The organism is Methanobrevibacter sp. (genome assembly GCF_045120835.1).
Taxonomy (GTDB): domain Archaea; phylum Methanobacteriota; class Methanobacteria; order Methanobacteriales; family Methanobacteriaceae; genus Methanocatella.
This window is the reverse complement of sequence record NZ_JBGVFE010000037.1, coordinates 1-15851: the sequence shown is the minus strand read 5'-3', so window position 1 is coordinate 15851 and position 15851 is coordinate 1. Positions and strand designations below refer to the sequence as shown.

The following is a 15851-nucleotide window of genomic DNA, read 5'->3' as shown; positions in this document are numbered from 1 at the left end:
GTCTTCTTTAATGGCTACAAATATCTCACTAACTCTTTCAGGTGAGTATAATCCTTTAAGCATCACTGCGGTTGTATTGGATTCTAAGGGCTCTGTTGTTGAGATAGGCAATGTCACATTTACGGTTGACGGAATTCCATATGCAGTTGATATTGCAAACGGAAGCGCAACATTCACTTGGGTGTTTGAAACATTCAAAAAACATAGCGTTACAGCCACATTCAATCTAGGCTTTTATTATGACTCATCAGAAGTATCTTCGGATTTCATCCTGAATCCTACAATCATCTCAAAGGATGAAGTGAAAACCTTCAACTCACAGTACAGAATTCAGCTATTGGATAATCATGGAAAAGAATTGAACAATGCTGAAATCATTCTTGTAGTCAATTCAATTAGCCGCAAGGTCAAGACTGACGAAAACGGCTTTGCAGTGCTGGACATTGATGTGTCTCCTAACAGATATGTCATTGAAATTGTCAACCCATGTACCGGAGAGGTGAAAACTCAAAATATTGATGTTGTTGCAAGGATTTGTGAAAACAAGGATGTCGTAATGTATTATGGTGCAGGCAAGTATTATACGGTCAAGGTTCTCGATGATGATGGTAATGCTGCAGTTGGAGTTGGCGTAACATTTACAATAAACAATAACCGGTACAATGTCAAAACCGACAAGAACGGTTTTGCTTCATTCAAGCTATCATTGATGCCAGGCAATTATATAATCACTGCAGAATATAAGGATTTCAGAGTATTTAATACAGTCACTGTTAAAACGACTCTAATTACTAAAGACATTAAGGTCAAGAAGGGAAAACCAATCAAATTTTCCGCAAAGCTTTTGGATAAAAACGGAAAAGCCCTAAAGAATAAAAAAATCAAATTCAAATTCGACGGTAAAAAATATAAGGCCAAAACCAATAAGAAAGGAAAGGCCACTTTAAAGATTACAAAAAAATATAAGGTTGGAAAATATCCGATTATCTCTTCTTATGGCAAACTGAAAGTTAAAAATACCATTCAAATTAAAAAATAAGAGTTGATTAAATTGTTCGAAAGACTCGACAGATCAATTATTATCTTATCATTTTTGCTGTTGCTGTTGGTCGTCATTCCTGTTTCCTTTGCAGAGGACAACAATACGACTGACATTTCAGATTCCAGCAGCAATGATATTTACTTTGATATTAATGCCGTACATGACCACGGCGACGGTTCTGCGGACAATCCATACAAGACTCTTCGTGATGCAAGGATATTGGACAATTCTGTAATTCATCTGGCAAATGGGGAATACAATTATTCGGTTTTAAATACCCATTCAAACATTTCATTTTATGGAAGCGACGCTTCAAAAACCATCATCAATGGACATGGCGCTGTTTTGGTAGTAAATAAGCAGCTGATATTGTCAAATGTCACCATATGCGATTTGACCATTTATAATCAGGGCAATCTAAGGGCAAGCAACACTATATTTGCCAATTCTTCAGCAATTTCATCAAACGATTTCGGAGGCGCAATATATTGCGGGAGCTATTCAAACAATGCATATCTGGACGGATGCACATTTATAAATAACTATGCCAAATACGGAGGTGCAATCTATCTGAAAGGTGGAATTTTGGAGATAAATGACTGTTCATTCATTAACAATACTGCATATAGCTTTGGAGGGGCTATTGCCTGTCAGCAGGTATACAATAAACCTAAAGTCACAATCAAAAGAAGCAAATTCATCTCTGACAGCTCATTATACGGTGCCGGAGGAGCTGTTTATATCGAAACCGGAAGTCTCAACGGTGAGGATATCGAAGTCATAAACTCATCTGCGGATTTTGGAGCTGCATTTACGCTTTTGTCAGTTGATTCAACTTTGAAAAACATCTATTGCTATAACAGTACTGCCAAATATGATGGTGGAAGCATCTATCAGGTCTATGGCACATTAAATCTTTCAGATTCAAGTTTCATTTTAAATAAGGCAGATAATGCCGGAGCATTATTCATCTACAATTCCACAGGAGGTTCAATAAGGGGCAATGTCTTTGAAAATAATTCGGCCATTTCATATGCTGGAGCATTCTATTCGCTTCTTAACGATAAGATAAGCATGCATGACAATGTCTATTTAAACAACACTGCAGGTTTTTACAGTAATCTGTATGAAATTTCCAATCTCACTTTCATTCTTACAAGGAACAATTATACGTTATACAATGGAATATCCAATAATATAAATATTCCCGTTTCATACATGAGTCCCAGAACTACAGTTAAAAATCAGCTAAGCAGCGGAAACTGCTGGTCATTTGCAATTCTGGCCACTCTTGAATCAGCAATTCTGGCCGTTTCAGACGACTATTTTGACCTGTCAGAAGGCAACATGAAGAATCTGGCTTCCTATTATTCATATTACGGATGGTCTATGGACACCAATGAGGGTGGATTCGACAATATGGGTTTCGGATATCTTGTAAGTTGGCTTGGACCGGTTCTTGAAAGCGATGATGAATATGATGATAAATCCTCTCTGTCTCCAATTCTAGAAAGCATTTTCCATGTTCAAAACATGAGATTCTTTCAAAGGTCAAGCAATACGGATTTGGATGAAATCAAAAAGGCCATCATGGACTATGGCGCTGTTTATTCAAGCCTTTTCATGACCGCTTCATACAATTATCAGGTCGGACATTATGTGCAGTACTATACCGGCAGCCTGCCGAACAACCATGCCGTGGCACTGGTTGGCTGGGATGATGATTTTGTAATTCCAAACGCTCCCGGAAAGGGCGCATGGATAGCCAAGAATAGCTGGGGCAGCAGCTGGGGAGACAATGGATACTTTTATATTTCCTATTATGATTCCTCATGCCTGAAATTGGGAGATAGTGACGGTGCAATTGCATTCGTTTTCAATGACACCATCAAATACGATAAGAACTACCAGTACGATGTAGGCAAGACTGATTATCTTTTCGATACTAAGGATACTGTCTGGTATAAGAACATGTTCACATCAACCGATAATGAATATTTGGCTGCCGTTTCAACATATTTCGAAAAGACCACAGAATGGGACTTGTCAGTTTATGTTAACGGCAATCTGAAAACAGCAAAATCAGGAAAATCTGCCCCTGGTTACTATACAATTGATTTGGATGATTTCATTCCTCTTGATGCCGGAGATGCATTTGAAGTGCTGTTTAAAATTAGGGTTGATGGGGATGCGGGAGTTCCGATATCTGAAATAGTGCTTTTGAATAGTAAGTTGTATCACGAAGGCATTTCATTCATAAGCTATGACGGCAAAAGCTGGAAGGACCTCTATGATTATGAAGGGACATATCCTGATCATGTCTACAATTCACAGGTGGCATGCATAAAGGCATTCACTATCTTAAATCCAATCAACACTACATTATCATTGGCAATCGAAAACAGGACTTCAGCAAGTGCAGATTTAATTGCCACAGTTTTAAATGAGTACGGATATCCGGTTAACTCAGGAAATGTAGTTTTCAGGATTGGAGATGAAACATACAGCGTTAAGTTAAACAATGGCGTTGCCCGTCTTAAAATCGATTTGAAGGATACTAATGTAAGCTGTGAATTTAATCTGACAGGTTACGTCTCATCCAACAGGACTGTGGAAATCACAAGCTCTTTGATAAGCACAAATATTAGCTTGACAGTTTCAAGCGTCCACAATCCGATAAATATTACTGCAATGATTCTGGACAAGGATAACAATCCTGTCAGTTCAGGAATTGTCAATTTCATTATTGGAAATAGGTATTATCCGGTTGAGGTTGCAGATGGGCTGGCCAATCTGAATGGAATAAGTGTCATGCCGGGCATTGTCAACGTTTCAGCATATTACAGCGATTCATTGAATTATGATTCCTCATCTGCAAACATTTCATTTGAGATAACTTATATCGATACAAGACTGGAATTGAATGTATCTGCAGGCGAATGCATGAATCCTGTAAATGTGACAGTATATGTTTTTGATGAAAACAATAATCCGATTAATTCCGGCCATGTGCTGTTTTTGATGTCTGAGGAAACTTTTCGTGCGGATGTGGTCAATGGAACAGCCAATATAACCCACACATTTACCCAGACTGGCTTCAACAACATCTTTGCATATTATCATGACGATTCATTCAGATATAACGTATCATTTGCCAACACCAATGTGACAGTATCAAAGATGGATGCAGATATTCTGTTTAGTCAGATTATCAATGAAAACTATGCCATTTTTGGAATAAGCATCAAAAACTGCGCTAGGGAGTATACAATCGATTTGAACATTAACGGAATACATAAGTTCTACAATTCTAACAACGGCAATGTCCTGATTGAACTGAAAGACCTTCCCTGCGACAGATATGACTATATCATAAGGTTATCAAGTGTGATTTACAGGGCAGACCCTATAAATGGCAGTTTCAATATAACCTACCATAAGACCAGTGTAAAGGCCAATGGCACAACACTATATTACGGCGGACCATATTCTGCCCAGCTGTTTGATGCTAATGGAAGCGTCATTCCCGACAGGGACCTTTTCATAAAGATTAACGGTCAGACATATAAGGGCAGAACAGATTCAAACGGATTTGCAACATTCCATATCAAATCAAGTCCAGGATTTTTCATCGCTTCTGTGAATTTCATCGGCGATGATGAATATATAAAGTCAACTGCAAGCTGTGCAATTACGGTCAAATCAACAATTGAAACCACACAAAATAGCGTTTATGCTTTTAATGCCCAGTATACAGCAACCTTAAGGGATAGTGCAGGAAATCTGTTGGTCAATCGTGAAATCAGCATTGTTTTAAACAACGTTAATTACAGGCTTGTCACAGATAAAAATGGGGCAATTTCACTGAAAATCGCTTTGGATTCAGGCAAGTATGACCTCAGGATTACAAATCCTCAAACCGGAGAAGTAATGGCTCAAAAAATCAAGGTTGTAAACAGGATAACCAAGAACAAGAATCTGAAAATCTATTATGCATCCAAAACACAATATAAGGTCAGAGTCTGTGACGATTACGGAAACTATGTGAAAGGACTTAGGGTTACCTTTAAGATAGACAATAAAAAATATTATGCATATACCGATGAAAACGGTTATGCTGCTTTGAAAATCAGACAGAAGCCTGGAACCTATGAGATAACTGCAGGATATGACGGATTTAAGGTAAGCAACAAAATAATCGTTAAATCAACAATCATTACCAAAAACATCAAGGTCAAAAAGGGAAAGGCAATCAGGTTCACCGCAAAGCTCGTCAGCTCCAAGGGCAAGAAGCTCAAAAACAAGAAGATGCTTTTCAAATTCCATGGTAAAAAATACGTTGTCAAAACAAATAAGAAAGGAAAAGCGGTATTGAAAGTCAATGAAAAATATAAAAAGGGAAAATATTCAATTATCTCCAAGTACGGAAAATTAAAAATAAGAAATAAGATAACAATCGGATAATTGAATCTTATTTGTTGGCTTTGATTAGGTTGCGGGCGGCCTTTAGATCTGTATTGTAGATGTGGCCTGAGGTTGAGTGATAGTGAACTCCGCCGAAGTTCAGTTTCTCGCCCATGATTTCCTTGTTGACTTCTTCTTTCATTTTCAAACCCATATATGCGATGAAAAACATGTTTGAGTAGAATGCACCGAAAATGTCATTGCTTCTGAAGATGCAGTGGATTGTAAGTTCGTTGTCACGCACAATGCACTGAAGGAACTGAAGGCATGGTATGTCTTCCCTGTCTGCATCAAGTGAAGGGTCGATTGTAACTGCAACTGCCCTGTTTGATCCGGTAGCGGTCAAAATCCTTTCTTTCATTGTATTGAACTGATCAATGTTAAAATGTGCATAGATACGGTTGGGATATGTGTATACAAATCCCTGGTCATCTGGATTTTCCGCTGACTTTACGTATTCATACAGTGCATCGCTTTTTATTGGGCATGCTTCCATATCGAATTTTCCGGCTTTGATGTCTGCAAGCATCATATCTGTTGTGTAGTTTTGATATTTTGCCCTGAATTTCAAGTTCAAAGGATCATCAATTATGTAGAAATTGCCTAGGCTTTCCACCAAATGATGATTTGAGTCCTTATAGGTTTCTTTTCCGGTTTTTAAGATTTTATCTACAAAATTTAGATAGCATTGGTTAATTGTTAACATGATAAAACAGTCCTTTCAAATTAATTAAAACTTTGTTTGTGTTAATATATAATTGTAATTGCTCTCGAATTGATTTGAATTTTGCTTCATGATATGCATGAGGTTATTTCACTTTCATGTTTTATATAGTAGGATAGTTTAAATTCAATATAGTCATCATTATTTTAATAGTATTGGATTCAACTATGCATTTAATTATTCATCAATTCAAGAATTCATTCATCAATTTCTTTGATGATTTTTGCAGGAATTCCTCCGACAACGGTATTTGCCTCGACATCTTTGGTTACAACGGCACCTGCCGCAACAACCGAATTTTCACCTATGCGAACTCCCGGAAGTATTGTGACATTTGAACCTAGCCAGACACGGTTTTCAATGTGTATTGGCGCAGGAATGAGATTGGCACGCTTTTCGGGATTAAGGTCATGGTTCAATGTTAAAAGGCATACGTTATGGCCTATGAAAACATCATCTCCAATGTAGATTCCGCCCTGATCCTGCATTGAGCAGTTTGAGTTGATGAACACGTCGCTTCCGATGTGGATGTTTTTGCCGCAATCCGTATGGAATGGCGGAATCAGCCTCAATGTTTCATTGACAGGCTGTCCGGTAAGTCTTGAAAAGATTTCCTGAACTTCTTCGGGAGTGTGATATTCATTGTTCAATTCCATTTTGATTTTCACTGCTTCCTGAAGCAGGTAATCACTCATTTCCTGAAATTCGGAATCTGCATCCATTAATTTTCCGCTGTTGAAATAATCAAGATATTCTTCCAGTTTCATGCTTAATTATTTGTGGGGTCTGATATAAAAAAGAGGTAGTAAAATATTAGCAGGAATATTTTACTAATAAATCGATAAGCTCTTTGGTCATGTCGGTTGAATCCTGTTTTGTGATGTTTTCAGGGATTTCATATACGAAAGTAGGATATCCTGCCTGTGCAATAGGCTTTGATACAAGAACTGCGGAAGTTGACTTGTATGATTCGTTTCCGGTTCTTGGATAGTATCCAAAGTCGTCTGTTGCATTTATCTTTTTGGCAATGTCAACGGATGCGTTGTCCATTTCGGGAGTTGCAACATAAAAACCCTCACCATACCATTCAACATGTGAATGACTGATGATTACGCTGTCGGCATCTGATTTTGTAACTTCAGGATTTACAAAGTCATGAACAAGGCTTTCTCCATTTGTCCTTCCCTCCTGATAGTCTTCAGGAGTCTTGGTTACATTGACCTGATAATGTATGACCTTGACGTCATCATGTTCCTGGCAATATTCCTTAGCCGCCTTAATTTCAGGGTTGATTGCCAGCTTTTCCCTTGGATGTATTCCGGTAATCAAAGCTATTGATTTTTCGGCACTCTGATTTCCATAGATTATCTTTTCAACGGTTCCTAAGCTGTTGTTTCCTATTACCTTGTAAGGGGCATGTTCCTTTTGGTAGTAATCGTTGAAGACAACCAAACCGAGAATAAGTATGAAAGTAACGATGAGAATGATTTTTGTTCTTCTTTTCAAAATATCACCTTATAACATATTTTTGGCATCATATATTATACTTTTTGTGACATTCATTGAATAAGGCCAGATTGCTCCAACCTTATCCGCCAATTTGAATTTTCTCATCTCTAATATAGTTTTCAGATAATTTATTGTAAAGAAACGGGGAATGTTCTCTACATTATTTCGTTGTATTTCAAAGTATATATTTTTTTTCTTATTTTCAATCTCAATTTTGCAGTTTTATCTAAATTCAAGAGTTTTAGACAATTATATTTATATATTATGATTTTTCCGTTGCAATTTTATTAAGTTGAATGAATGTTATTATTTCAATCTTTTTTGTCATGAAAACTAAATATTTTATATTTTTGAGGCGAAATTAGGATACTTTTATATATTTTATAAAAGATAATTATTCATACTTAAATCTTTTTAAGTAAAAAATCCAAAAGAAGTGAAAAAAATATGACAAACGAAGACTTTGCACAAAAGATTAAAGACATTAGAGCTAGACAGGACATGTCTATAGAAGAACTTTCCGAGAGAAGCGGCGTAAAGCTTGAGGTCCTACAGGCCATGGAGGATGGAGAGGTTATACCTTCCCTTACACCATTAACCAAAATGGCAAGGGCATTAGGTGTACGTTTAGGTACTTTTTTAGATGACACTCCGGAACTCGGGCCCGTAATAACCCGTGGAGGAAAAACCGAAAACTCATTATTCTTTTCAGGAAGGGAAGACGTTACAAATGCAACCAATCTGGAGTTCCACTCTTTAGGTGCAGGCAAAATAGACAGAAACATTGACCCGTTCATAATAGACATCAAATATGAGGAAGGGGAAAAGGAACTGTCATCCCACGAAGGTGAAGAGTTCATTTACGTTTTAGAAGGAGAAATTGAAGTCATCTACGGTAAGGACACTTATACAATCGGTGAAGGCGACACAATCTTTTATGACTCAGTAGTGCCACACCACCTTCACGCAAGCGGTGAAGATAAAGCTAAAATACTCGCCGTATTATACACACCATACTAAGGGGATTGTCAAGATGAATAAAATAACTCACAAACCAAAGATTGATAGATTTTTCACAGCTGTTTTGGATTTGAACTTGAAAACATTGCAATTGAGATTGCATTAGGGATTTGTATTTTGGTTTAGTTATTTTATAAAAAAATGAGGTGAAAATATGAGCGAATTATTTACAGAACTGCCGTTAGGAAAGTTTTTCGAATCAATGGTTGAAAAACAGCCTGATCATGAATTTATTGTTTATCCTGATAGAAATTTAAGATTTACTTACAAAGAATTTGACGAAAGAATTGATAATCTGGCAAAAGGAATGCTGGCTATTGGAATTGAAAAGGGAGACCATGTGGGCATATGGGCCAAAAATGTCCCGGAATGGTTGACTTACATGTTTGCAACTGCTAAAATTGGTGCTACAATCGTAACTGTCAACACAGCTTACCAATCACATGAACTGGAGTATGTTTTAAAGCAGTCTGACATGAAAGCATTGGCCATGACCGATGGATTCAGGGATACCAGTTACTTTGACATAATAAATGAGCTTGTCCCTGAGCTTAAAAACTGTGCAAGAGGACATCTTGTGGCTGAAAAATTCCCTCGTCTGAAATTCATTTTCCACGTAGGTCAGGAAAAGCACAGGGGAATGTACAACACCAATGAATTATTGCTGCTTGGTATGAACTATGATGAAGAGGAGTACCAGAAAATAAAGGACTCCGTAACACAGCATGACGTAATCAATATGCAATATACCTCAGGTACTGAAGGTTTCCCAAAAGGAGTAATGCTTACTTCCCGTAATATTGTTAATGACGGTTACTACATTGGTGAAAACATGAACTATACTAAAGATGACCGTCTGCTTTTACAGGTACCTCTTTTCCATTGTTTTGGAACTGTTTTAGGTGTAATGGCAGTCATTACCCATGGATCTACAATGGTTGTGCTTGAGGAGTATGACCCGTTGCTTGCAATATCTTCAATTCAAAAGGAAAAGTGCACATCCATTTATGGAGTTCCTACAATGTTTATCGGAATGATGAACCATCCTATGTTTGACATGTTCGACATGAGTTCCCTTCGTACAGGAATTATGGCAGGTTCAACCTGTCCTGTTGAAACAATGAAGGATGCCATTGAAAAGATGAACATGAAAGAGATTACAAGCGTATACGGACTTACTGAGGCTGCACCGGGTTTCACACAGACCAATGCTGCCGACACATTCGAGAAAAAAATCAATACTGTAGGCAGAAAATTCCCTAACATCGAAGTTAAAATCGTTGATCCCGAAACCGGCGAGGAATTGGGTCCTGGCGAAACTGGTGAGATAATGTGTCGTGGTTTCAATGTTATGAAAGGGTATTACAACATGCCTGAGAAAACCGCAGAAACCATCGAGCCTGACGGATGGCTTCACTCAGGCGATCTTGCAACAGTGGATGAGGACGGATATTATTCCATTGTAGGCCGTATAAAGGACATGATTATCCGTGGTGGGGAAAACATCTATCCTCGTGAGATTGAGGAATTCCTCTTTACCCATGAATGCGTTCAGGATGTGCAGGTTGCAGGTATACCTGATGAAAAGTACGGGGAAATCGTAGGTGCATTCATCATTAAGGAAGATGGATTTGATGATGTCACCGAAGCTGACATCCGTGATTTCTGTATAGGGTCCATTGCAAGATATAAGGTACCTAAATACGTATTCTTTGTTGATGAGTTCCCGCTTACCACAAGCGGAAAAATCCAAAAGTACAAATTGGGAGACCTGGGTCTTGAACTTCTCGACGAAAGACGAAAAAATGGGGAACTGTAGTTCTCCATGAAATTATTTTTTTTAAGATTTATGCAATTTTGCTGCAAAAACACCAAAAAACCAAAACCTTTATATATGATGCCAAAGTAATATTTACTTGCACTGAAAATTATGGACTAACTGACCATCATTGTACAATGACTGTATACGAACTCTTCTAAACGGGAGGTTGATAAAATGACACCACAAACGAAATTAACTACTGCATGGAGCGTAGTGTTCTTTTAGATTTATCTGATGCTTAAGATGCTTAAGCGAGAATTTTAGTATTTGTTGAATTCCTGATTTATGGTAACCCGCCATAATGAAACTTATAGACTATCATCATTTAGAGGAATAATAATGGAGATTAAGAAAAGCATAAATATAGACGTTAAAAGGACTGTTGAAAACTCTGTGGCTGGAAAGGATGAATTCCATTTTTATGTGGATGAACTCACATCCAGGGACTACATGCCGACATATGCCGGCAAGGCTGATGAAAAATATTCATTTGATGAAATGAGCGATGAATTCTTTGAATTCCTCTCCCGAAAGGCTGAGGAAGATGGGATTTATATTCGCCTTGTATATGTGACTGCAAGTGAAATTGATGGCGAAGCTGTATTCGAACTGGAATATGGTGGAAGCACTGAAGAATTTAGAACAAAAGACACTGATGATGTCTTGATATTTGAATTCGCCGATTTCGGCATTAAGGTTAAGGGAAGCGAAGTGACATTCGGAGCAACCATTGAAGGGGGCTGCGCACAGACCCCATACTTTGCAGAGTTCGGATCAACTCGTGCAGATGAGAGTTTCATTTCACTTGAAAACCCTTTAAACAAAAGAGTTATTGAAATCATGGAGGGGATGATAAAATGATTTTAAACCTTTTGACTGCATTGCAGTTAATCTTGATATTAGTTTCATTGCTATTGATACTTTATTTAATATTCGTCAAAAAGGAGGACAGGATATCAAATTATATAATGTTGCTGTTTAATTCATGTTTGTTGTGGGTAGTATTGATTTAAGAGGTTTCAATGAGGTTTGATTTAGCAAAATATTCGGTAGAGATTGTTGAGTTTTTGTGTGCCAAGACGCTTGAAGAAATTGACTATGGGATTTTGGATCTCTCCCATGTCAGGAATCATGAATTGAAGGAGGTCCTCATATTCCTTGAGGAACTTCTCACGATTGAACTGAAGGTGAATTACCTGAAAAATGACACAGGACTTTTCAGGGTTCATGTGGTCGGAAACAAATATTGTTATAATGAATTTGGATATGTGCTTGAGGCTGATTCCCTATGCGAGTTGAAGGAATTGGTGTTGGGCGAAGACAGGATATGGTATGTGTTTGATGAAATTTCCGCTCGGGAATTGATTGAAGAGCGTAGAGGATTAAATGCATGGTGAAATCACCATTATTTTAATCTTTTTTAAGGAGGTTTTAAATGAAAACTTGTCCGAATTGTTTTAAAAATCTCACAGATAGCTTCAGCTACTGCAACGAATGTGGAAGCCGACTTGATGGGCAAAACACTGGAGACTTCACAACAGATTTCCTGAATGTCTTTCATGTTGGAGGCAGTTTCATCTATCTTTTTGCGGTCCGTGGAAGGCAGATCGTCCTTGAAGCAGATACGATTGAAGAGTTAAGGCAGCTGGTTGGGATGAACAGGTTCCCATGGCTGGAAAAAAAGAGAAGTCTCCTGAATCCTGAAGTTTCACTTACAGAGAAGTCCTCTGATGAATGCGCAATAATTGGTGTTTCAACATTAACGAGAAATCCTCAATATTCGAATTTGGATAGACTGTTCAAATAATCACGCTGACATCTGTTTGACTGGGGGTTTTTGTTGTTTTCTGTTTTGTTCATATATTTCACCTATTCATATATCTCCTATATTTTTCCCCCAGTTAAACAGTAAAAACTTATTTAACTTATTTTAAACAAAATATGAACAATTATGATTAATGAAGTTATTGTCCAAAGACTAGATGAACTTATTGGAGATTATGACACTCCTTTTTTTAATTACCTGCTTTACTCCTACGGCTTGAGTCTGAATGAATGTGAACTTATAGTGGGCGAGCTTAAAAGCGATGTCAACTCCGGAAGGATAATCCCGGAAAATATTGTCGAAACCCTGGATGACTATTTTATCAAAAGGGTTACAGGCCTTGAAAAGCAGGAAAAGCTTGAATTTTTACGTAATCTGGTCAGGAAGGACAGCGACTTTTATGTCAAATACCTGAAGGAATATGATTTGTCTGATGATGAAATCAATCTGATATGTTCAAGGGTTGAATCCAAAATACATGAGGAAAATATCTCGGATTTTCAAATCAAAAGGTATTTGGAGTATTATTTTTCAAATTCCATTAAGCAGGCCTCATATATCCGTGAGCTGGAGAGGATAGTGGGAAGAAATTACGATACTCTACTTATCGTGAACATGAAAAGCAAATATCCCATCTTAAAGGATTCGGATATTGTCCAAATCATATTCAATATCCGTGGAGAGGTACTTGAAGCCAGGGAATTTAAGAATGGCATCAAGGAGGAGTTCAGGCGTCAATGTCTTCTGAAAAGCGAAGACAAGAAGGCTCGGTGTCGTGTGAAGCTCAGCGAATTTGTTGAAGGCAGTGGCGATTCCTTTTCAAAGCTCATCAAATTCAAAAGACTCACAAAAGCTGAAGGAGACTATATTGTGTCTCAAATTGAGGACGATATTTCAGAAGGCCTTATACAGCCTGATGAGATTACGGGAGCCTTTATAACCAAACGTTTCAATGATTATAATGAGAGAAAGTAGCGTTTTTACTTTTTTGAAAGGTAAATTTAGGAACTTATATGACCTTTGCTGTGTCATGGAGAAGCTGATTGTCGTGAAAAAATACAACCTAGCCATGGCCAGCGCCAAGGTTATCCTTGATTTGTTCTGCCGCCAAACCAAAAGGGAACTTGTCTTTACGATTGACGTTTTCAATGACCCTGCATTGAAGATAACACTGTCCGATATCCAAAGCGTCCACAGAGTACTGTTTGAATATATCTATGAGGATTACTTTGTGGCAATTGAGGAGTTCCTGCAGGTGGACTATGAATTCGATTTTTCGTTTTTGGGCAATAATCCGAAAATAACCGACGAGGACATTTACCTCATAATCGACAATCTTGAGGTTAACTCAATAATGCCTTCACTTTTAGGCCTTGAAGGCGATGAGCTGATTTCCATTGATGAGCTGGACTCAAAAGACAGGAATCATGCCCTGAATCTGATTGAGGATAATCTCAACGCATTCATAAAAAATCACATCCTGACTTTGAATCTCTTTGACATTGAAGGAAATCAGATTACACGTTCCGTGAACTTTGAGGCGGTGAGAAAATCAGACCGCTGCACTATTCGTGAAATTCCGCCGGAAGTTGAACTTGATGACTATCAGAGGGAGGCTGTCGAATACGTTGAAAAGCCGCTTGTGATTAACGCAGGTCCCGGAGCGGGCAAGACCCGTGTCATAATTGAAAGGGTATTGCATCTTATCGAAAATGGTGCAGACCCCCAATCAATACTTGTTATCACATTTACAAACAAGGCTGCCGAGGAATTGAGGGAGAGATTCAAAAAGGACACCAAACTGGAACTGAATGTAATAAATCAGATGAGAATAAGTACTATTCACAGCTTCTGCAGGTCAATCCTTTCCGACTTCTGCGACATTCCATACAACCTGCTTAAAAGGGAATCCGAAAGGAATCTGTTTTTCAACAAACACAAGGAGGATTTGGGATTTACCGGTCCGGCATTTTTGAGAAACTATGAATCCGGACAGGTACTGAAGAAATATGATGAGTATGCGCTGTTTGAAGTGGACTCGGATGCCCTGATTGAATATATCGAGTCGAAATACACTCCAAGCGATGAGTATCTTGCCTATATTGATGAATACTTCAGGACTCATCCTCATAATCAGTATCCTTCAAAAAAGGAAATCAGGGCCCTGAAGTTTCAGTGTGACGTTTACAAGGCAAGATATCTCCAGATTGCAAAGTCATACGCTGAATGGATAGACCTCATGGAGGATGAACATGTCTGTGACCAGAACTACCTGCTCATCAAGGCTCTTGAGATATTGTCAGACAATGACAACCTAAAGCAGGTTCAATACCGAAATGTGCTGATTGACGAGTTTCAGGACACGGATGCTGTTCAGATGCAGATATTTGAACACCTGAAAAGCATTGCCGATACATTCACTGTTGTCGGAGATGCAGACCAGAGCATATACTCATTCAGGGCGGCCAATCCTCAGTTTTTCAATGACTACTCCCAAAGCGAAGAGTTTGAAAAGAAGATTCTGGTAAACAACTACCGCTCAACGGCCGACATCGTTGATTTCAATGAGAAATTCATTGCCGAAAAGCGTGTAAATCCAAAGGATCTAAGAACAGACAATGAATACAAGATGCCTGTTTACATGCTTGAAAACAAAAGTGGCGATGATGAATATAAGGGAATAGCATATATAATCAAAAACCTCAAAAGTTCAGGAAAGATTTCAAAGTACAGCGATGTCTGCATACTGTTCAGAAGCCACAAGGATAAAAAGGACATTCTTGAGGAGTTTGAAAAGGAGGGCATTCCATACTACCTTAAGGGAATCGATGATTTGATTTATCAGGATGAAGTCAAGGCTGTGCTGGCTCTTTTATGGTATATCCTGCCGTTCAATCCTACCCGACTGGCATATTATGGGGATGGAGGACAGTGGATTAATCTGTCTTCATTTACTGATAAGTACTATAACTCCTCAAAGGTTTTCAAACTGTCCCGCAGGACTCAGGACATCCTGAATGATATAGAGCTCAAATACCATGCCAGTGTCGTCAATGTCAAAAATAGCTTCAAGCCGATTGATTCATCATCAAAATCCACTTCAATAATGGATGTCGTAAGGGATTACTCGGATGATACGTTGGATGAAATATTTAAAAGGGCAGGCCACATCGATTTAAGCACATGTTCACGCGAAAGGCTCAAATCAATCGGAATAGTCGATGAGCATGACTTGGACTTTTTCGCTGCCTTGAACGATTTGAAATCATCGCTTAGTGACGTAAGGTTGACTTGCCTTCAGGTCTATTATGAGCTGATAAGGATTACAGGATATATGGACGAGCTTCTCACAAGAAGTGATTTTGAAGCCAAAAAGGCCGCATTGAACCTGGCATTGATTTCCGAGATAATATCCGATTATGAAAACATCATGGGCAAATATGAT

The 15851-nt window shown here is 38.2% G+C and carries 11 protein-coding genes and 1 pseudogene; 9 read left to right on the top strand and 3 right to left on the bottom strand.

Annotated features, from left to right (window positions below):
• Window positions 1-1039 (top strand): annotated as a pseudogene (locus ACJMLO_RS04380) (hypothetical protein); the annotation flags it as partial.
• 12 nt (window positions 1040-1051) lie between these two features.
• A complete protein-coding gene (locus ACJMLO_RS04375) occupies window positions 1052-5506 on the top strand; it encodes a C1 family peptidase (RefSeq protein WP_405294288.1) in 4455 nt (1484 codons plus the stop codon).
• 7 nt (window positions 5507-5513) lie between these two features.
• Here the strand turns inward: ACJMLO_RS04375 and ACJMLO_RS04370 are convergent, their stop codons facing one another.
• The 3 genes from ACJMLO_RS04370 to ACJMLO_RS04360 all read right to left on the bottom strand — a co-directional run bounded on the left by ACJMLO_RS04370 (window position 5514) and on the right by ACJMLO_RS04360 (window position 7736).
• Window positions 5514-6212 carry a thymidylate synthase gene (locus ACJMLO_RS04370; protein ID WP_405294286.1) on the bottom strand — a complete coding sequence of 233 codons (699 nt, stop codon included), beginning with the start codon at window positions 6210-6212 and terminating at the stop codon, window positions 5514-5516.
• 215 nt (window positions 6213-6427) lie between these two features.
• Window positions 6428-6997: a sugar O-acetyltransferase gene (locus ACJMLO_RS04365; protein ID WP_405294284.1), complete on the bottom strand. Its 570-nt coding sequence runs from the start codon at window positions 6995-6997 to the stop codon at window positions 6428-6430.
• Window positions 6998-7043: 46 nt separating this feature from the next.
• Window positions 7044-7736, bottom strand: coding sequence for a hypothetical protein (locus ACJMLO_RS04360; protein ID WP_405294282.1), 693 nt, complete (start codon window positions 7734-7736; stop codon window positions 7044-7046).
• A 450-nt stretch (window positions 7737-8186) separates the two neighbouring features.
• On the opposite strand from ACJMLO_RS04360, the gene ACJMLO_RS04355 reads away from it, so the two are divergent.
• The 7 genes from ACJMLO_RS04355 to ACJMLO_RS04325 all read left to right on the top strand — a co-directional run.
• Window positions 8187-8759 (top strand): cupin domain-containing protein, encoded by a 573-nt coding sequence (locus tag ACJMLO_RS04355; protein ID WP_405294280.1) that lies wholly within the window; start codon window positions 8187-8189, stop codon window positions 8757-8759.
• 154 nt (window positions 8760-8913) lie between these two features.
• Window positions 8914-10578: an AMP-binding protein gene (locus ACJMLO_RS04350; protein ID WP_405294278.1), complete on the top strand. Its 1665-nt coding sequence runs from the start codon at window positions 8914-8916 to the stop codon at window positions 10576-10578.
• A gap of 342 nt (window positions 10579-10920) precedes the next feature.
• A complete protein-coding gene (locus ACJMLO_RS04345; RefSeq protein WP_405294276.1) occupies window positions 10921-11442 on the top strand; it encodes a hypothetical protein in 522 nt (173 codons plus the stop codon).
• Window positions 11443-11603: 161 nt separating this feature from the next.
• The gene (locus ACJMLO_RS04340) at window positions 11604-11978 is read left to right on the top strand and encodes a hypothetical protein (RefSeq protein ID WP_405294274.1); all 375 of its coding nucleotides are present in this window, start codon (window positions 11604-11606) and stop codon (window positions 11976-11978) included.
• 38 nt (window positions 11979-12016) lie between these two features.
• Window positions 12017-12388: a hypothetical protein gene (locus tag ACJMLO_RS04335; protein ID WP_405294272.1), complete on the top strand. Its 372-nt coding sequence runs from the start codon at window positions 12017-12019 to the stop codon at window positions 12386-12388.
• 144 nt (window positions 12389-12532) lie between these two features.
• A complete protein-coding gene (locus tag ACJMLO_RS04330) occupies window positions 12533-13381 on the top strand; it encodes a hypothetical protein (protein ID WP_405294270.1) in 849 nt (282 codons plus the stop codon).
• Window positions 13368-15851: ATP-dependent helicase (locus ACJMLO_RS04325; protein WP_405294268.1), on the top strand; the 2484-nt coding region annotated here is incomplete at its 3' end. The genes ACJMLO_RS04330 and ACJMLO_RS04325, both read left to right, overlap by 14 nt.

What these genes read in the sequence shown, in the direction of transcription:
- ACJMLO_RS04350 (WP_405294278.1), top strand. Translation starts at nt 8,914, where the DNA reads ATGAGCGAATTATTTACAGAACTGCCGTTAGGAAAGTTTTTCGAATCA.
- ACJMLO_RS04330 (WP_405294270.1), top strand. Translation starts at nt 12,533, where the DNA reads ATGATTAATGAAGTTATTGTCCAAAGACTAGATGAACTTATTGGAGAT.
- ACJMLO_RS04370 (WP_405294286.1), bottom strand. Translation starts at nt 6,212, where the DNA reads ATGTTAACAATTAACCAATGCTATCTAAATTTTGTAGATAAAATCTTA.
- ACJMLO_RS04335 (WP_405294272.1), top strand. Translation starts at nt 12,017, where the DNA reads ATGAAAACTTGTCCGAATTGTTTTAAAAATCTCACAGATAGCTTCAGC.
- ACJMLO_RS04365 (WP_405294284.1), bottom strand. Translation starts at nt 6,997, where the DNA reads ATGAAACTGGAAGAATATCTTGATTATTTCAACAGCGGAAAATTAATG.
- ACJMLO_RS04345 (WP_405294276.1), top strand. Translation starts at nt 10,921, where the DNA reads ATGGAGATTAAGAAAAGCATAAATATAGACGTTAAAAGGACTGTTGAA.
- ACJMLO_RS04355 (WP_405294280.1), top strand. Translation starts at nt 8,187, where the DNA reads ATGACAAACGAAGACTTTGCACAAAAGATTAAAGACATTAGAGCTAGA.
- ACJMLO_RS04340 (WP_405294274.1), top strand. Translation starts at nt 11,604, where the DNA reads ATGAGGTTTGATTTAGCAAAATATTCGGTAGAGATTGTTGAGTTTTTG.